Genomic DNA, 18,216 nt, shown 5'->3' on the forward strand with positions numbered 1-18,216 from the left:
AGGGGCGTGGGATGCTGGACGGCGATGCCCAGGAAACCCGCACTCGACGATCCGCTCGCCCCGCTCACGCTCGCCGTGGGCCAGGAGGAGTTGCTGCTCGACCGTGTCGTGCAGCAGGTGGTGGCCGCGGCCCGCGCCGCCGACGCCGACACCGACGTACGCGATCTCGCCTCCGACCAGGTGCAGCCCGGCTCCCTGGCCGAGCTGACCAGTCCCTCGCTCTTCGCCGAGCGCAAGGTCCTGGTGGTCCGCAACGCGCAGGACCTCGCGGCCGATTCGGTCAAGGACGTCAAGGCCTACATCGCCGCGCCCGTGGAGGAGATCTCGCTCGTCCTGCTGCACGCGGGGGGCGCCAAGGGCAAGGGGCTGCTGGACGCCGCGCGCAAGGCGGGGGCGCGTGAGGTGGCCTGCCCCAAGATGACGAAGCCGGCCGACCGGCTCGCCTTCGTACGCGCCGAGTTCCGGGCCACGGGCCGTTCCGCGACCCCCGAGGCCTGTCAGGCTCTGGTGGACGCCATCGGCAGCGATCTGCGCGAGCTGGCGAGCGCGGTCACCCAGTTGGTCGCCGACGTCGAGGGCACCATTGACGAGGCGGTGGTCGGGCGGTACTACACCGGGCGGGCCGAGGCGTCGAGCTTCACCGTCGCGGACCGGGCCGTGGAGGGCCGGGCCGCGGAGGCCCTGGAGGCGCTGCGGTGGTCGCTGTCCACCGGGGTCGCGCCCGTCCTGATCACGAGTGCGCTCGCACAGGGCGTCCGGGCGATCGGCAAGCTCTCCTCGGCGCGCGGCGGACGCCCCGCCGACCTCGCACGGGAGCTGGGGATGCCGCCCTGGAAGATCGACCGTGTACGGCAGCAGATGCGCGGCTGGGGGCCGGACGGCGTGGCGCTCGCGCTCCGTGCGGTCGCCGAGGCCGACGCGGGCGTGAAGGGCGGGGGCGACGACCCGGAGTACGCCCTCGAAAAAGCGGTCGTCACCATCGCCCGCGCGGCCCGGATGGGTTCGGCACGCCGGTAGCCCCTGTAGCCCCGGTAGCCCCCTTCGTCCCGCGTCCCGCGTCCCGGTGCTCCGGCGTCCCGGTGCTCCGGCGTTCCCGCGTCCCGCCGTTCCCGTAATCCCGGCAAAAGATCCCACGGCCTCCGGGAAAGCTGAAGCTCCCACGCTCCCGAGTAGGCCCGCAGTTTCCGCGCCTCCGGGTGGGCCCGAAGGCCCCGGGCCCCCGGAGCAGGCCCCCAGCTCCCACGCCCCGGGCGAGGCCGAAGGCCCCGGGCTCCCGAGCGAACCGGTAGCTCCCCCGCCCCCGGGCGAAGCCGAAGCTTCCCGCTCCCGAGCAAGCCCCCAGCTCCCACGCCCACACCCCCGGGCGAAGCCGAAGCTTCCCGCTCCCGAGCAAGCCCCCAGCCCCCGCGCCCCACCTGGGCGGAGCCCCCAGGCCCCCACGCCTCCCGGGCGGAGCCCCAGGCAAAGCCGAAGGCCGCCGCCTCCCGTGGGGAGGCGGCGGCCTTGGACAGGTGCTGCTGGGTGCTGCTCGGGTGGCTCCACGCCCGCGTGGCGAACGCAGGTCGCGCGTGGAGGCCGGGGTGCCGGGTCAGGAGCGGTAGAGAGGGCCCGCTGAGTCCTGAACGCCGGCGGTTGTGTCAGTCAGGTCGTAGTCAGGTCAGAGAGGAACAAGACGGGACCTTCCGGCCGCGCGGTCCGGGGACCGTGGCCGGGTGAAGGGGCTCAGCCCTGGAGGCCGGCGACCTTCGCCGCGAGCGCCGACTTCTTGTTGGCGGCCTGGTTCTTGTGGATGACACCGGCGGAGGCGGCCTTGTCGAGCTTGCGCGTGGCGACACGCGTCAGCTCGTTCGCCTTCTCGACGTCACCCGCGGCAGCGGCCTCGCGGGCCTTGCGGACCGCGGTCTTGAGCGAGGACTTGACGGACTTGTTGCGAAGGCGGGCCTTCTCGTTCGTCTTGTTCCGCTTGATCTGGGACTTGATGTTCGCCACGAAGAACCTTTTCAGCTACAGGTACAGATGAATGGTGCGGAGAGTGGTGCCCGGCGAGCACGGCCGACCGCCGAAGGAGCGGAGGGGGAGTCTCACCGTCGTGCGCCTCGAAGCCGAGAGGGCTGTGAGACACACAGTGGACCAGGCTAGCAGCCCCTTCATGAGCGGCCCAAACCCGTCGCTGTCCGTCGCTCGTGGGACGATGGAGCCTGCGTATCGATCCGACCGACCCAGCCCGAGCCAGAGCCGGCTGCCGACATCCCGCCGGCCGTCTCAAGAATCAGGACCCTGCGTGCCCGCGACCCCCATCAATGTGCCGGAGCCGAGCCGTACCGACCCGGCGCTGATCCGCAACTTCTGCATCATCGCGCACATCGACCACGGCAAGTCCACGCTCGCCGACCGGATGCTCCAGCTGACCGGGGTGGTGGAGCAGCGGCAGATGCGCGCCCAGTACCTCGACCGCATGGACATCGAGCGTGAGCGCGGGATCACGATCAAATCGCAGGCCGTGCGTCTGCCCTGGGCCCCGCGCACGGGCCCCGACCTGGGCAGCACGCACATCCTCAACATGATCGACACCCCGGGCCACGTGGACTTCACCTACGAGGTCTCCCGCTCCCTCGCGGCCTGCGAGGGCACGGTCCTGCTGGTCGACGCGGCCCAGGGCATCGAGGCGCAGACCCTCGCCAACCTGTACCTGGCGATGGAGAACGACCTCACGATCATCCCGGTGCTCAACAAGATCGACCTGCCGGCCGCGCAGCCCGAGAAGTTCTCCGAGGAGCTGGCCAACCTCATCGGCTGCGACCCCTCGGACGTGCTGCGGGTCTCCGCCAAGACGGGCGTGGGCGTCGAGGAGCTGCTGGACAAGGTCGTCGCCTCGATCCCCGCCCCGGTCGGGGTGGCGGACGCGCCCGCCCGCGCGATGATCTTCGACTCGGTCTACGACTCGTACCGGGGCGTGGTCACCTACGTCAGGGTCATCGACGGCCAGCTCAACAAGCGCGAGCGCATCAGGATGATGTCGACCAACGCGACGCACGAGCTGCTGGAGATCGGCACCAACTCCCCGGAGATGCTGCCCGCCGACGGCCTCGGGGTCGGTGAGGTGGGCTACCTCATCACCGGCGTCAAGGACGTGCGCCAGTCCAAGGTCGGTGACACGATCACCACGCTGTCCAAGGGGGCCACCGAGGCCCTCGGCGGCTACAAGGACCCGAAGCCGATGGTGTTCTCGGGCCTCTACCCGCTCGACGGCTCCGACTACCCGGAGCTGCGCGACGCGCTGGACAAGCTCCAGCTCAACGACGCGGCGCTGGTCTACGAGCCGGAGACCTCGGCGGCTCTCGGCTTCGGCTTCCGCGTCGGCTTCCTCGGCCTGCTGCACCTCGACGTGATCCGCGAGCGGCTGGAGCGCGAGTTCGGCCTCGACCTGATCGCGACGGCGCCCAACGTCGTCTACCGCGTCGTGATGGAGGACCGCAGCGAGACCACGGTCACCAACCCGAGCGAGTTCCCCGAGGGGAAGATCGACCAGGTCTTCGAGCCGGTCGTGCGGGCCACGATCCTCGCGCCCAGCGAGTTCATCGGCTCGATCATGGAGCTGTGCCAGAACCGGCGCGGCGTCATGCTCGGCATGGACTACCTGTCCGAGGACCGCGTGGAGATCCGGTACACGCTGCCGCTCGCCGAGATCGTCTTCGACTTCTTCGACCAGCTCAAGTCCAAGACGCGCGGCTACGCCTCGCTGGACTACGAGCCCACCGGCGAGCAGACCTCCAGCCTCGTCAAGGTCGACATCCTGCTGCACGGTGACAAGGTCGACGCGTTCTCCGCGATCACGCACAAGGACGCGGCGTACGCGTACGGGGTGCGGCTCGTGGCCAAGCTGCGCGAGCTGATCCCCCGGCAGGCCTTCGAGGTGCCCATCCAGGCCGCGATCGGCTCCCGGGTCATCGCCCGCGAGACCATCCGCGCCATCCGCAAGGACGTCCTCGCCAAGTGCTACGGCGGTGACATCTCCCGTAAGCGGAAGCTGCTGGAGAAGCAGAAGGAGGGCAAGAAGCGCATGAAGATGGTCGGCTCCGTCGAGGTGCCCCAGGAAGCCTTCATCGCGGTGCTCTCCAGCGACGAGAGCGGCGGCAAGAAGAAGTAGCGGCCAATACCGGAGAAAAGTAGCGGCCAGTACCGGAGAGAAGTAGCGGTCGGTACCGGAGGAGCGGCGGCGGCAGGGGAAGCAAGGACCGGCCGCCGGGCCTTCGATGACCTCCGGTGAACCGCGGGCCCGTCACGTTCCGGCGTGGCGGGCCCTTCGTCGTCCCCGGGGCGGGTCACCGTGGACGAGAGGCTGGTGGGGCCCGTGGGGCGGGTGTGAGGAATTGTGCTCAGGTCACCCCTTACATGCAGGCCACGCGGGCTCTACTCTGATCACCATCTGATAGTTACTCGCCAGTTAAACAACGATCGATCGTTACCAGTCGCACGCAGAGGCGCGGGCCCGGAGGTTGTCGTGAGCGACACACAGACCAAGATCGAGAACCGTCCGCCGTCCGTGGCGAACCTCTTCCTGGAGCGGGTCGCGGCGACCCCGGACGCGGAGGCGTACCGGTACCCGGTCCCCAGCTCCTCCGGGAGCGGCCCCGACGACTGGGCCTCGCTGAGCTGGGCGCAGGCGGCCGAACGGGTCGAGGCGATCGCGGCCGGCCTGATCGCCCTCGGGGTGCGGCCCGAGGAGCGGGTGGCCCTCGCCTCCGCCACCCGCGTCGAATGGGTCCTGGCCGACCTCGGCATCATGTGCGCGGGGGCCGCGACGACCACCGTCTACCCCTCGACGAACACGAGCGAGTCGGCGTTCATCCTGGCCGACTCCGACAGCCGGGTGCTCATCGCGGAGGACGCGGCGCAGCTCGCCAAGGCCCGGGAGAAGCGCGCCGAGCTGCCCGCGCTGCGGCACGTCGTCGTCCTCGACACGGAGGGCGTCGACGCGGACGAGGCCGATCCGGAGGGCTGGCTGCTCACCCTCGCCGACCTGGAGAAGAACGGCGCCGAACACCTCGCGAGCCACCCCGAGGCGGTCCGGGACCGGGTCGGCGCCATCACCGCCGACCAGCTCGCGACCCTCATCTACACCTCCGGCACCACCGGTCGCCCCAAGGGCGTCCGGCTGCCGCACGACTGCTGGTCCTACCTGGCGAAGGCGATCGCCGCGACCGGCCTGGTGCGGCAGGACGACGTCCAGTACCTGTGGCTGCCGCTCGCCCACGTCTTCGGAAAGGTGCTCACCTCGGGGCACATCGAGGTCGGGCACGTCACCGCCGTCGACGGCCGCGTCGACAAGATCATCGAGAACCTGCCGGTCGTACGGCCCACCTACATGGCGGCCGTCCCGCGCATCTTCGAGAAGGTCTACAACGGGGTCGCCGCGAAGGCGCGGGCCGGCGGGAGCGCCAAGTACCGGATCTTCCAGTGGGCCGCGGGCGTGGCCCGCGAGTACGCCAAGGTCTCGCAGGACAACTTCCGCCGCACCGGCACCGCGCACGTGCCCTACGGGCTGCGCTCCCGGCACAAGGTCGCCGACGCCCTCGTCTACTCCAAGCTCCGCGAGGCCTTCGGCGGCCGGCTGCGCGCCGCCGTCTCCGGCTCCGCCGCGCTCGCCCCCGAGATCGGCTACTTCTTCGCCGGGGCCGGCGTGCACATCCTGGAGGGCTACGGACTCACGGAGACGAGCGCCGCCTCCTTCGTCAACCCGGGGGAGGCGTACCGCACCGGCACCGTCGGCAAGCCGCTGCCCGGCACCGAGGTCAGGATCGCCGAGGACGGCGAGATCCTGTTGCGCGGCCCCGGCGTCATGTCCGGCTACCACGGGCTGCCGGAGAAGACCGCGGAGGTCCTGGAGAGCGACGGCTGGTTCCACACCGGGGACATCGGCGAACTCTCCGTCGACGGCTACCTGCGGATCACCGACCGCAAGAAGGACATCATCAAGACCTCCGGCGGCAAGTACATCGCGCCCGCCGAGGTCGAGGGCCGCTTCAAGGCCGTGTGCCCGTACGTCTCCAACATCCTGGTGCACGGCGGCGACCGGAACTTCTGCACCGCCCTCATCTCCCTCGACGAGCCTGCCCTCACGGACTGGGCGAAGGAGAACGGGCTGGGCGACCGGAGCTACGCCGAGATCGTCGCGGCCGAGGAGACCGTGGCCCTGATCGACGGCTACGTGCGGGAGCTCAACGCCGGCCTCCAGCGCTGGGAGACGATCAAGAAGTTCCGGCTGCTGCCGCGCGACCTCGACATCGAGCACGGTGAGCTGACCCCGAGCCTCAAGCTCAAGCGGCCCGTCGTGGAGCGCGAGTACGGCCACCTGCTGGACGAGATGTACGCCGGGGCGCGGGAGGCGTGAACCGGCCGGCCCGGGATGCGGACGACGGACCGGCACGCGATGCTCGGGGCATGGCCGGATCAGGACCGCACGTGACAGTGGACCCGCCCGCCCCGGACGGAGGCAGGCGGGTCCGGGCCGACGGCGAGAACCTGGGTGTGGCCCACGGCACTCGCGACCTCGCCGAGTTCCTGCGCCGGGCCGGTCTGGAGGACGCCGACGAGTCCGTCGCCGAGTCGAGCGGGCTCATCGAGTGGCGCGGCGGCGGTCCCGAGACCTGGGAGGGGTAGCCGGGCGGGGCCGGGGCGCCTCGCGCGGGCCCCGGCCCTTCCGCGCGGAAGCTCACTCCCGGTGACCTTCGCGGGCCTGGGACAATGGACCCCATGCCTTCCGCACTGCCTGACGGCGAGCCCGTGCCCGAGACCGGGGAGCTGCCCCCGTACGCCCTCGAAGGCGCGGGGGAGCGCCCGCTCGGGTTCTACCTGCACGTCCCGTACTGCGCGAGCCGCTGCGGGTACTGCGACTTCAACACGTACACCGCCACCGAGCTGCGCGGCTCCGGCGGGGTGCTCGCCTCGCGCGACAACTACGCGGACACCCTCGTGGACGAGGTGCGTCTGGCCCGCAAGGTGCTCGGCGCGGACCCGCGCCCGGTGCGGACGGTGTTCGTCGGCGGCGGTACGCCCACGCTGCTCGCCGCCGCCGACCTCGTCCGGATGCTGAGCGCCGTACGCGAGGAGTTCGGGCTCGCCGAGGACGCCGAGGTGACCACCGAGGCCAACCCCGAGTCCGTCGACCCGGCGTACCTGGCCGAACTGCGCGAGGGCGGGTTCAACCGCGTCTCCTTCGGCATGCAGAGCGCGAAGCAGCACGTGCTGAAGATCCTCGACCGCAACCACACGCCGGGGCGGCCCGAGGCGTGTGTGGCCGAGGCGCGCGCCGCCGGTTTCGAGCACGTCAACCTCGACCTGATCTACGGGACCCCCGGCGAGAGCGACGAGGACTGGCGGGCCTCGCTGGACGCGGCGATCGGCGCGGGTCCCGACCATGTCTCGGCGTACGCGCTCATCGTCGAGGAGGGAACGGGGCTCGCGCGGCGCATCCGGCGCGGTGAGATCCCGATGACCGACGACGACGAGCACGCGGACCGCTACCTGATCGCCGAGGAGGCGCTCAGCCGCGCCGGTTTCTCCTGGTACGAGGTCTCCAACTGGGCGACGACCGAGGCCGGTCGCTGCCTGCACAACGAGCTGTACTGGCGCGGCGCCGACTGGTGGGGGGCCGGGCCGGGGGCGCACAGCCACGTCGGCGGGGTGCGGTGGTGGAACGTCAAGCATCCTGGCGCCTACGCGGCGGCCCTGGCCGGGGGACGCTCGCCGGGGGCCGGGCGGGAGATCCTGAGCGAGGAGGACCGGCGGGTGGAGCGCGTCCTGCTGGAGCTGCGGCTGAGCGAGGGCTGCCCGCTGTCGCTGCTGCGGCCGGACGGGCTCGCGGCGGCGTCGAGGGCCGTGGCCGAGGGACTGCTCGATCCGGCGGCGCATCGCGCGGGGCGGGCCGTGCTCACCCTGCGGGGGCGGCTGCTGGCGGACGCGGTGGTGCGGGATCTGGTGGACTGAGGCTCGCCTGCGGCCTCGCTCGGTCCTCAAGCGCCGGACGGGCTTCATGGGGCTGGTGCGATCTGGGGGTGTCCTCAAGCGCCGGACGGGCTCGAAGGGGCGCGCGTCCGAGGCGCGGGTCAGCTCGACGTACGGGCGAACATGCCGGGCTCGTACGAGCCCCCGGGTTGTGCGCGATCACGTTCACGCGCGTCGCGGTGTTGATCAGGGAGACCAGGCAGACCAGCGCGCCGACCTGGTCGTCGTCGCAGTGCTCGCGCACCCGGGCCCACGTCTCGTCAGACACGCCGTGGTCGCCGAGCCGGGCGCCCTCTTCGGCGAGCGCCGGCGCGGCCCGTTCGGCCTCGGTGAACACCGTGCTGTGCCGCCAGGCGGCTCCCGCCGGGATCCGGCTACGGTGCCGTCACGAAGTCGATCAGCTCCTCCACCCGGCCGAGCAGGGCCGGTTCCAGGTCCTTGTAGGTGTGGACGTGGGACAGGATGTGCTGCCAGGCCGCCCCGGTGTTCTCCGGCCAGCCCAGGGCGCGGCACACGCCGGTCTTCCAGTCCTGGCCGCGGGGGACGCGGGGCCAGGACTCGATGCCGAGGGAGGACGGCTTCACCGCCTCCCACACGTCGATGAACGGGTGGCCGACGACCAGGGCGTGCGCGCTCGTCACCCCGGCGGCGATGCGTGACTCCTTCGAGCCCGGGACGAGGTGGTCCACCAGGACGCCCAGGCGGGCGTCGGGGCCCGGGGCGAACTCGGCGACGATCGAGGGCAGGTCGTCGACCCCCTCCAGGTACTCCACGACCACGCCCTCGATCCGCAGGTCGTCGCCCCACACCCGTTCCACCAGCTCCGCGTCGTGCCGGCCCTCGACGTAGATACGGCCCGCCCGCGCCACCCGGGCGCGCGCCCCGGGCACCGCGACCGATCCGGAGGCCGTACGGGAGGGCGCGGCCGGTGTGGTGGAGCGCGGGCGCACGAGCGTCACCGCACGGCCCTCCAGCAGGAAGCCGCGCGGGGCCAGCGGGAAGACCCGTCGCTTGCCGAAGCGGTCCTCCAGCGTCACGACGAGGCCCTCCGCCGACTTCTCCCAGGACAGCACCGCCCCGCAGAAGCCGGTCGTCACCTCCTCCACCACGAGGTCCCGCTCCAGGGGAACCTCGGGAGCGGGCCGCTGCTTCTTCCACGGCGGGGTCAGGTCGGAGGAGTACGCGCGCATTCCTCAGACGATAGGAAATGCCGCCGTTCGGGGGATCACGACACGCCGTGCGCCGCGTCGAGTTCGGCGCGCTGGGCCCGGACGAAGGCCGCGTCCACCACCGCTCCGTGCCCCGGGACGTACAGCGCGTCCTCGCCGCCCAGGTCCAGCAGCCGGTCCAGGGCGTCCGGCCAGCGGGCCGGGACCGCGTCCGGTCCGGCCTGCGGGGGACCCGACTCCTCGACCAGGTCGCCGCAGAACACGACGGTGGGCGCGGCCGGTCCGGCGCCCGGTACGACGACCACCAGGTCGTGGCCGGTGTGCGCCGGGCCCACGTTGGCGAGCAGGACCCGGCGGCCACCGTCCAGGCCGAGCGTGAACTCGCCCGACACCGTGTGCTCCGGGGCGCGCGCGAGGTCCGCCGCCTGCGCCGCCTCGTCCTCGTCGAGCCCGTGCCGCACCGCGTCCGCGTACAGCGCCGCACGGCCCTGCGGGGAGCCGAGCAGCCCCTCGACGCCGACCGCCCCGTACGTCGTCACCCCCGCGAAGGCCCCGGCGCCCAGCACGTGGTCGAAGTGCGGATGGGTCAGTGCGAGATGCGTCACGCGCCCGCCGCCGAGCAGGGACTGCGCCCCGGCACGCACCGCGCCGCCCTCCCGCACGCTCGCGCCCGCGTCGACCAGCAGGGCCGTGCCGCCCGCCGTGACCAGGCCCACGGTGCAGTCCCACGCGGGCAGCCGCAGCCGGGCCACCCCCGGTGCGAGCCGCTCCCATCCGCCGTCGGTCACCGCTCGCTCCCGTTCCATGTGCGCCGCCTCCCGTGCCCGGGCGCCCGGCGAAACCGTCCACCGGCGCTCCGGGCCCGTCCCTTGGTGACAGCCGCGGCTGTCCGTTCGTGGTCTTCGGCCCTACCCTGCCCCGTCCTGTCCTCCTCAGCCGTGCCGGGGGCGCACGACCTGCCGTGCCACCGCCCTTGCCGGGGGCGTACCTCACGGCCGTACACTGGCCGGGGAAGTGCTGGCACTCAGACAGGGCGAGTGCCAAGCCCGGACCGGTGATCGCCGGCCGGCGACCAGGGAGGTGTGCGCGGTGCTCAGTGAACGCAGACTCGAAGTGCTGCGCGCCATCGTCCAGGACTACGTCGGGACCGAGGAGCCGGTGGGCTCCAAGGCGCTCACCGAGCGGCACCGGCTCGGGGTCTCCCCGGCCACGGTGCGCAACGACATGGCCGCGCTGGAGGAGGAGGGGTACATCGCCCAGCCGCACACCAGCGCGGGCCGTATCCCGACCGACAAGGGCTACCGGCTGTTCGTCGACCAGCTCGCCGACATCAAGCCGATGACCGCCCCCGAGCGGCGCGCCATTCAGAACTTCCTGGACGGCGCCGTCGACCTCGACGACGTCGTGGGCCGCACGGTGCGGCTGCTCGCGCAGCTCACCCGGCAGGTCGCCGTCGTGCAGTACCCCTCGCTGACGCGCTCGACGGTGCGTCACGTGGAGCTGCTGGCGCTGGCCCCGGCCCGGCTGATGCTCGTGCTCATCACCGACACCGGCCGGGTCGAGCAGCGCATGGTCGACTGCCCGGCGCCGTTCGGTGACACCTCCGTGGCCGATCTGCGGGCCCGGCTCAACAGCCGGGTCGCCGGACGCTGGTTCGCCGACGTCCCGCAGCTCGTGCAGGATCTCCCCGAGTCCTTCGAACAGGACGACCGGGGGACCGTCTCGATCGTGCTCTCCACCTTGCTGGAGACCCTCGTCGAGGAGACCGAAGAACGGCTGATGATCGGCGGCACGGCCAACCTGACCAGGTTCGGGCACGACTTCCCCCTCATGATCAGGCCGGTGCTGGAGGCGCTGGAGGAGCAAGTCGTGCTCCTGCGGCTGCTCGGCGAGGCCAAGGACTCGGGCATGACGGTCCGGATCGGTCATGAGAACGCCTACGAGGGGCTCAACTCCACCTCGGTGGTCTCGGTCGGCTACGGTTCGGGCGGCGAGGCAGTCGCCAAGCTCGGCGTGGTCGGACCGACCCGCATGGACTACCCCGGAACGATGGGAGCGGTACGCGCAGTGGCTCGTTACGTCGGACAGATCCTGGCGGAGTCGTAAGTGGCCACGGACTACTACGCCGTACTCGGCGTGCGCCGCGACGCTTCCCAGGACGAGATCAAGAAGGCGTTCCGGCGTCTGGCGCGGGAACTTCACCCCGACGTCAACCCGGACCCCAAGACGCAGGAGCGGTTCAAGGAGATCAACGCCGCCTACGAGGTGCTCTCCGACCCGCAGAAGAAGCAGGTCTTCGACCTCGGCGGGGACCCGCTGTCCCAGGCGGGCGGTGGCGGGGCCGGCGGCTTCGGCCAGGGCGGCTTCGGGAACTTCTCCGACATCATGGACGCGTTCTTCGGCGCCTCCTCGCAGCGCGGACCGCGCTCGCGGACCCGGCGCGGCCAGGACGCCATGATCCGGCTGGAGATCGACCTCAACGAGGCGGCCTTCGGCACCACCAAGGACATCCAGGTCGACACGGCCGTCGTCTGCAACACCTGCAACGGCGAGGGCGCCGCCCCCGGCACCTCGGCGCAGACCTGCGACATGTGCCGCGGTCGCGGTGAGGTCTCCCAGGTCACCCGGTCCTTCCTGGGCCAGGTCATGACCTCCAGGCCCTGCCCGCAGTGCCAGGGCTTCGGCACCGTCGTGCCGACGCCCTGCCCGGAGTGCGCGGGCGACGGACGGATCCGCTCACGGCGCACCCTGACCGTGAAGATCCCGGCCGGTGTCGACAACGGCACCCGCATCCAGCTCGCCGGGGAGGGCGAGGTCGGCCCCGGCGGCGGCCCCGCCGGTGACCTCTACGTGGAGATCCACGAGGTGGCCCACGCCGTCTTCCAGCGGCGCGGGGACGACCTGCACTGCACCGTCACCATCCCGATGACGGCGGCGGCGCTCGGCACGAAGGTGCCACTGGAGACACTGGACGGGACCGAGGACGTCGACATCCGGCCCGGCACCCAGTCCGGGCAGTCCGTGCCCCTGCACGGCCGCGGCGTGACCCACCTGCGCGGCGGCGGGCGCGGCGACCTCATCGTGCACGTCGAGGTCCAGACGCCCGGGAAGCTCGACGCCGAGCAGGAGCGACTGCTGCGCGAACTCGCCGAGCTGCGTGGCGAGGAGCGGCCCCTCGGGCAGTTCCAGCCCGGACAGCAGGGCCTGTTCTCCCGGCTCAAGGACGCGTTCAACGGCCGTTCCTGAGGCTGCCGCCCGCCGAGGGCGTACCCGTGCGGCCCGCGTGAACTTCTCGCGCGGGCCGCACGGCCGTGTCCGGCTCCCTCCCGGCCGCCGCCCGAGGGCTCGGGTGGCGGGCGGCGCCCGGCGGGCTCGTGGGACGATGCGGGCATGTCCTCAAGTCTGACCGAGCTTCTGCGGCACCCGATCGTGCAGGCTCCCCTCGCGGGCGGTGCCTCCTGCCCGGCGCTGGCCGCCGCGGTGTCCGGCGCCGGCGGCCTCGGGTTCCTCGCCGCCGGGTACCGCGGCGCCGACGACGTACGCGACCAGGTCAAGGAGACGAAGGAACTCACCTCGCGCCCCTTCGGCGTGAACCTGTTCCTCCCGCAGCCCGCCGGGGACCCGGAGGCCGTGGCCGCCTACGCAGGGCACCTCGCCGAGGAGGCGGACCGCTACGCCGCGCCGCTCGGCCCCGTCCCCGAGGGCGCTCTCGACGACGCGTACGAGGACAAGGTCGAGGTCCTGCTCGCCGACCCCGTGCCCGTCGTGTCCTTCACCTTCGGCTGCCCCACCCGCGACGTCCTCGACGCCTTCCAGCGGGTCGGCACCGTCACCGTCGTCACCGTGACGACGCCCGAGGAGGCGCGGGCCGCCCAGTGGGCGGGCGCCGACGCCGTGTGCGTCCAGGGCGTCGAGGCGGGCGGCCACCAGGGCACGCACCGCGACGACCCGGCCTGCGACGGCGCCGGGATCGGTCTGCTCGCGCTCGTCAGCCAGGTCAGGGAGACCGTGCCGCTGCCGTTGGTCGCGGCCGGCGGGCTCATGCGCGGCGCGCAGATCGCCGGGGTGCTGGCCGCCGGGGCGCAGGCCGCGCAGCTCGGCACCGCCTTCCTGCCCTGCCCCGAGTCGGGGGCCTCGCCGCTGCACAAGGCGGCGCTCACCAACCCGCTGTTCGTGCGCACCGAACTGACCCGGGCCTTCTCCGGCCGGCCCGCGCGCGGACTCGTCAACCGCTTCGTGCGCGAGCACGGACCGCAGGCCCCCGCCGCCTACCCCGAGGTGCACCACCTGACCTCGGGGCTGCGGAAGGCCGCCGCGACCGCCGGGGACGCGCAGGGCATGGCGCTGTGGGCGGGGCAGGGCCACCGGATGGCCCGTACGCTGCCCGCCGCGCGGCTCGTCGAGACGCTCGCCGCCGAGACCCGTACGGCCGCCGCCGCCCTGGGAGGTGCCGCGTGACCGCGCCCGTCTTCCTCGCCGAGGACCTCGCCGCGCGCGCCCGCGAGGGCGCCGCCTACGTGCTCGACGGGCCCGAGGGGCGGCACGCCGTGTCCGTGAAGCGGCTGCGGCCGGGGGAGGACGTCGTCCTCACCGACGGCCACGGTCACTGGGTGCCCTGCGTCGTGCTGTCCGCCGAGGGCAAGGACCGGCTGACCGTCGAACTCGGCGCGCTCGCCGAGGAGTCCGTGGGCAGTCCGCGCATCACCGTCGTCCAGGCGCTGCCCAAGGGCGACCGGGGCGAACTCGCCGTCGAGACGATGACCGAGACCGGCGTCGACGCCGTCGTCCCGTGGCAGGCGGCCCGCTGCGTCACCCAGTGGCGGGGCGAGCGCGGCGCCAAGTCCCTCGCCAAATGGCGGGCCACGGCACGCGAGGCGGGCAAGCAGTCGCGCCGCCCCCGGTTCCCCGAGGTCGCCGAGGCGATGACCACGAAGCAGGCCGCCGCCCTGCTCGCCGAGGCCGACTTCGCGGCCGTCCTCCACGAGGACACCGCGACCCCGGGCGAGGCCCTGGCGAGCGTGGAACTGCCCGACCGCGGCGAGATCGTCCTCGTCGTCGGCCCCGAAGGCGGCGTCTCCCCCGAGGAGTTGGCGGCCTTCACCGCCGCGGGGGCGCACGTGTGCCGGCTGGGCCGCAGCGTCCTGCGCACCTCCACGGCGGGAACGGCGGCCGTGGCGCTGCTGATGGGGCGCACGGGACGCTGGGGCTGAGCACGCCCCGGCCCGGGCCCGCTCAGGCGGGCTGCCCCCGCAGCAGCCACCGGCGCACCCGTACCTCCAGCAGCGCCCGCGGTTCGCCCGGGCGTTCCGGGATGGCCGGGTCCCAGCCGTACTTGGCGAGGAAGCCCTCGCGCACGGAGTCGGGGAAGCGGGTGTGGTGGACGCGGGCCTCGCCCTCCGCGACGAGCGGGTGCTCGCCGTCCTCCAGGGCCAGCGAGACCTTCGGGGACCGCTCGGCCAGCCGCGCCTTGACCGAGTTCGCGCCCGTACCGATCCACCACACGCCTTCGGGGCCGCGCGGGCCCTCCTCCTGGCCCCCTCGGTCCCGCTGTCGCGGCCGGAAGACGAACCAGACGGGGGTCACGTGCGGGGGCCCCTCGGGGCGAGCCACGCACAGCCAGACATTGCGTGCACGGTCCAGGCGTTCGGCGACGGTCTCCATGGGCCCATCCCACCCCCGCCGGGGCCGTTTCGGGAAGTCTCCGGACCCGGCGGGCGGCGCGCGCGGAGCGAGGACCCCTGTCCCGAGCGGGGCCCCGCTGCTTAGGGTGGCCCTTGTGACACAGCCTGCCTATCTCCGTTTTCCGCACATCCACGGCGAGTTGCTCGCCTTCACCGCAGAGGACGACGTCTGGCTCGCCCCGCTCGACGGGGGACGCGCCTGGCGCGTCAGCGCCGACAACGTGCCCGTGCACCACCCGCGGATATCTCCCGACGGCACCACGATCGCCTGGACCTCCGCGCGCGACGGCGTGCCCGAGGTGTTCGTCGCGCCGGTGGACGGCGGTCCCGCGCGCCGGCTCACGCACTGGGGCAGCCACAAGACCTCCGTGCGCGGCTGGACCCCGCAGGGCGAGGTCGTCGCGGTCACCGCGCACGGCCGGGCCTCGCTGCGCCGCACCTGGGCCCACGCGATCCCCCTCGACGGTTCGCCGCCCCGGGTCCTGCCCTACGGGCCGGTCGGCTCGCTCGCGTACGAGGGCGAGGGGGAACTGGTCCTGCTCGGCACCGTCACCATGGGCCGCGAGGCCGCCTGGTGGAAGCGCTACCGGGGCGGCACGGCGGGGAAGCTGTGGATCGGGCCGGACGACGACGGTTCGTGGGCGCGGGTCCACGAGGGGATCGACGGCAACATCGAGGACCCCCTGTGGGTCGGCGGGCGCATCGCGTTCCTCTCCGACCACGAGGGCGTCGGCGCCGTCTACTCCTCGCTGCCCGACGGGAGCGACCTGCGCCGCCACACCCCCGTGGACGCCGACGGGTTCTACGCGCGCCACGCCGCCGGCGACGGCCGCCGCGTCGTGTACTCCAGCGCCGGTGAACTGTGGCTGCTGGACGACCTCGACGGGGCCGAGCCCCGCAGGCTCGACGTGCGCCTCGGCGGTCAGCGCGCCGACCGCCAGCCCTATCCGGTCAGCGCCGCCCGCTGGTTCGCGGGCGCCGCCCCCGACCACACCGGACGGGGCAGCGCCGTGCTGGTGCGCGGCGCCGTGCACTGGGTCACCCACCGCGACGGGCCCGCCCGCGCCCTCGCCGTCGAACCCGGCGTACGGGCCCGGCTGCCGCGCACCTTCCGGGTGGACGGGGAGGAGTGGGTGGCCTGGGTCACCGACGCGGAGGGCGAGGACGCCCTGGAGTTCGCGCCCGCCACCGGCAAGGCGCCGGGCTCCGCGCCGCGCCGGATCGCGGCCGGCCGCCTCGGCCGGGTCCTGTCCCTCGCGGTGTCCCCCGACGGCAGCCGGATCGCGGCCGCCGCGCACGACGGCCGGGTGCTGCTCGTCGAGCGCGAGTCAGGAGAGGTCCGCGAGGTGGACCGCAGCGAGGACGGCGACGTCTCGGGCCTGGTGTTCTCACCGGACTCGGCGTGGCTCGCGTGGTCGCACCCCGGCCCCGACCCGCTGCGTCAGCTCAAGCTCGCGCACACCGCCGACCTCACGCCCGTCGAGGCGACGCCGCTGCGGTTCAGCGACTACAGCCCGGCGTTCACCCCGGACGGCAAGCACCTCGCGTTCCTGTCCGACCGGGCCTTCGACCCGATGTACGACGCGCACAACTTCGACCTGGCCTTCGTCGGCGCGACCCGCCCCCACCTGATCACGCTGGCCGCGACGACGCCCTCGCCGTTCGGCCCGCAGCGGCACGGCAAACCCTTCGAGGCCCCCGACAAGGACGGCACCCCGGAGGCCGAGACCGGGGGCGGCACGCAGACCCGCATCGACCTCGACGGGCTCGCCGACCGCATCGTGCCCTTCCCCGTGGAGGCCGGGGAGTACTCCTCGCTGCGCGCCGCGAAGGACGGCGTGCTGTGGCTCTCGCACCCGCTGCACGGAGTGCTCGGCACCTCGGGCGCGACCCCCGCGTCGGAACCGCCCAAGTCCCGCCTGGAACGCTGGGACTTCGGCCAGCACCGGGTCGAGGAACTGGCCGGGGAGGCGAGCGGGTACGCGGTGACCGGGGACGGCAGGCGGGTCCTGCTGTGGACCGGCGAGAAACTGCGCGTCGTGCCCAGTGACCGCCGCGCCTCCGGCGACGAGGACAGCGACTCCAACATCACCGTCGACCTCGGCCGGGTACGGCAGAGCGTGGACCCGGCCGCCGAGTGGCGGCAGATGTTCGACGAGACCGGCCGCATCATGCGGGACAACTTCTGGCGCCCCGACATGGGCGGCGTCGACTGGGACGGCGTCCTCGACCGCTACCGGCCGGTGCTGGAGCGGGTCGCCACCCACGACGACCTCGTGGACCTGCTGTGGGAGGTGCACGGCGAACTCGGCACCTCGCACGCGTACGTCACCCCGGCCGGCGGCGGGGGCCACGCGGCGACCCGCGCCGGACTGCTCGGCGCCGACATCTCCCGGCACGAGGACGGGGTGTGGCGCGTGGACCGCGTCCTGCCCTCGGAGACCTCCGACCCGCACGCCCGCTCCCCGCTCGCCGGGCCCGGCGTCGCGGTACGGGCCGGGGACGCGCTGCTCGCGGTCGGCGGCCGGCCCGTCGACCCGCTGCTCGGCCCCGGTCCGCTGCTGCTGGGCACCGCCGGGCACACCGTCGAACTGACCGTGGCCCCGGCCGGCGGCGGCGAGCCCCGGCACGTCGTGGTCGAACCGCTGCGCGACGAGGAGCCCTTGCGCTACCACGACTGGGTCGCCGGGCGCCGCGCCCACGTCCAGGAGAAGTCCGGCGGCCGGCTCGGCTACCTGCACGTGCCCGACATGGTCGGCTCGGGCTGGGCGCAGATCCACCGCGACCTGCGCGTGGAGATCGGCAAGGACGGGCTGATCGTGGACGTCCGTGAGAACCGGGGCGGCCACACCTCGCAGCTCGTCGTCGAGAAGCTGGCCCGCCGCATCGTCGGCTGGGACGTGCCGCGCGGGATGCGGCCCTCCAGCTACCCGGAGGCGGCCCCGCGCGGACCGGTCGTCGCGGTGGCCAACGAGTTCTCCGGCTCCGACGGCGACATCGTCAACGCCGCGATCAAGGCGCTCGGCATCGGCCCGGTGGTCGGCACCCGCACGTGGGGCGGGGTCGTCGGCATCGACAACCGCTACCGCCTCGTGGACGGCACCGCGATCACCCAGCCGCGCTACGCCTTCTGGTTCGAGACGGTCGGCTGGGGCGTCGAGAACCACGGCGTCGACCCGGACGTCGAGATCGTCACCGCCCCGCAGGACTACGCGGCCGACCGTGATCCGCAGCTCGACGAGGCGATCCGGATCGCCCTCGCCGCCCTGGAGGAGAACCCGCCGAAGACGCCCCCGCAGCGGCCGGGGGAGTAGACGCGAGAAGGACCGGGGCCCGCCCGCACTCCTGGTGCGGGCGGGCCC

General features: G+C 73.2%; 14 protein-coding genes and 1 pseudogene. 10 read left to right on the top strand and 5 right to left on the bottom strand.

What is annotated here, in order from left to right; genetic code table 11:
* The first annotated feature begins 24 nt into the window (after positions 1-24).
* The gene (gene holA / locus AB0J21_RS08100) at positions 25-1,017 is read left to right on the top strand and encodes a DNA polymerase III subunit delta (protein ID WP_363145004.1); all 993 of its coding nucleotides are present in this window, start codon (positions 25-27) and stop codon (positions 1,015-1,017) included.
* Positions 1,018-1,722: 705 nt separating this feature from the next.
* Here the strand turns inward: holA and rpsT are convergent.
* Entirely contained in the window at positions 1,723-1,989 is a 267-nt protein-coding gene (gene rpsT / locus AB0J21_RS08105; RefSeq protein WP_363145005.1) for a 30S ribosomal protein S20, read from the bottom strand.
* A gap of 292 nt (positions 1,990-2,281) precedes the next feature.
* On the opposite strand from rpsT, the gene lepA reads away from it, so the two are divergent.
* The 4 genes from lepA to hemW all read left to right on the top strand — a co-directional run bounded on the left by lepA (position 2,282) and on the right by hemW (position 7,986).
* Entirely contained in the window at positions 2,282-4,147 is a 1,866-nt protein-coding gene (gene lepA, locus AB0J21_RS08110) for a translation elongation factor 4 (protein ID WP_363145006.1), read from the top strand.
* Between the two features lie 354 nt (positions 4,148-4,501).
* On the top strand, positions 4,502-6,391 hold the full coding sequence (locus AB0J21_RS08115; RefSeq protein WP_363145007.1) for a long-chain fatty acid--CoA ligase: 1,890 nt from the start codon (positions 4,502-4,504) through the stop codon (positions 6,389-6,391).
* A 50-nt stretch (positions 6,392-6,441) separates the two neighbouring features.
* The gene (locus tag AB0J21_RS08120; protein WP_363145008.1) at positions 6,442-6,660 is read left to right on the top strand and encodes a hypothetical protein; all 219 of its coding nucleotides are present in this window, start codon (positions 6,442-6,444) and stop codon (positions 6,658-6,660) included.
* An 84-nt stretch (positions 6,661-6,744) separates the two neighbouring features.
* On the top strand, positions 6,745-7,986 hold the full coding sequence (gene hemW / locus AB0J21_RS08125; RefSeq protein ID WP_363145009.1) for a radical SAM family heme chaperone HemW: 1,242 nt from the start codon (positions 6,745-6,747) through the stop codon (positions 7,984-7,986).
* A 119-nt stretch (positions 7,987-8,105) separates the two neighbouring features.
* Here hemW and AB0J21_RS08130 read toward each other — a convergent pair.
* The 3 genes and pseudogenes from AB0J21_RS08130 to AB0J21_RS08140 form a co-directional block, all read right to left on the bottom strand.
* Positions 8,106-8,362, bottom strand: a pseudogene (locus AB0J21_RS08130) (carboxymuconolactone decarboxylase family protein); the annotation flags it as partial.
* 16 nt (positions 8,363-8,378) lie between these two features.
* On the bottom strand, positions 8,379-9,194 hold the full coding sequence (locus tag AB0J21_RS08135) for a DUF3097 domain-containing protein (RefSeq protein WP_363145010.1): 816 nt from the start codon (positions 9,192-9,194) through the stop codon (positions 8,379-8,381).
* 35 nt (positions 9,195-9,229) lie between these two features.
* Positions 9,230-9,979, bottom strand: coding sequence for an MBL fold metallo-hydrolase (locus AB0J21_RS08140; RefSeq protein ID WP_363145011.1), 750 nt, complete (start codon positions 9,977-9,979; stop codon positions 9,230-9,232).
* Positions 9,980-10,262: 283 nt separating this feature from the next.
* On the opposite strand from AB0J21_RS08140, the gene hrcA reads away from it, so the two are divergent.
* The 4 genes from hrcA to AB0J21_RS08160 all read left to right on the top strand — a co-directional run bounded on the left by hrcA (position 10,263) and on the right by AB0J21_RS08160 (position 14,383).
* Positions 10,263-11,279 carry a heat-inducible transcriptional repressor HrcA gene (hrcA, locus tag AB0J21_RS08145; RefSeq protein WP_363145012.1) on the top strand — a complete coding sequence of 339 codons (1,017 nt, stop codon included), beginning with the start codon at positions 10,263-10,265 and terminating at the stop codon, positions 11,277-11,279.
* A complete protein-coding gene (gene dnaJ, locus AB0J21_RS08150) occupies positions 11,280-12,419 on the top strand; it encodes a molecular chaperone DnaJ (protein WP_363145013.1) in 1,140 nt (379 codons plus the stop codon).
* A gap of 144 nt (positions 12,420-12,563) precedes the next feature.
* Positions 12,564-13,631: a nitronate monooxygenase gene (locus AB0J21_RS08155; RefSeq protein ID WP_363145014.1), complete on the top strand. Its 1,068-nt coding sequence runs from the start codon at positions 12,564-12,566 to the stop codon at positions 13,629-13,631.
* The gene (locus AB0J21_RS08160) at positions 13,628-14,383 is read left to right on the top strand and encodes a 16S rRNA (uracil(1498)-N(3))-methyltransferase (protein WP_363145015.1); all 756 of its coding nucleotides are present in this window, start codon (positions 13,628-13,630) and stop codon (positions 14,381-14,383) included. Before AB0J21_RS08155 ends, AB0J21_RS08160 begins: the two co-directional genes overlap by 4 nt.
* Positions 14,384-14,405: 22 nt before the next feature.
* Here AB0J21_RS08160 and AB0J21_RS08165 read toward each other — a convergent pair whose 3' ends face one another.
* Complete coding sequence (locus tag AB0J21_RS08165; protein WP_363145016.1) at positions 14,406-14,834, bottom strand: pyridoxamine 5'-phosphate oxidase family protein; 429 nt, start codon at positions 14,832-14,834, stop codon at positions 14,406-14,408.
* 115 nt (positions 14,835-14,949) lie between these two features.
* Between AB0J21_RS08165 and AB0J21_RS08170 the strand changes: the two genes are divergently transcribed.
* A complete protein-coding gene (locus AB0J21_RS08170) occupies positions 14,950-18,168 on the top strand; it encodes a S41 family peptidase (RefSeq protein ID WP_363145017.1) in 3,219 nt (1,072 codons plus the stop codon).
* Positions 18,169-18,216 lie beyond the last annotated feature (48 nt).

The organism is Streptomyces sp. NPDC049954 (assembly GCF_040656295.1).
Classification (GTDB): Bacteria; Actinomycetota; Actinomycetes; order Streptomycetales; family Streptomycetaceae; genus Streptomyces.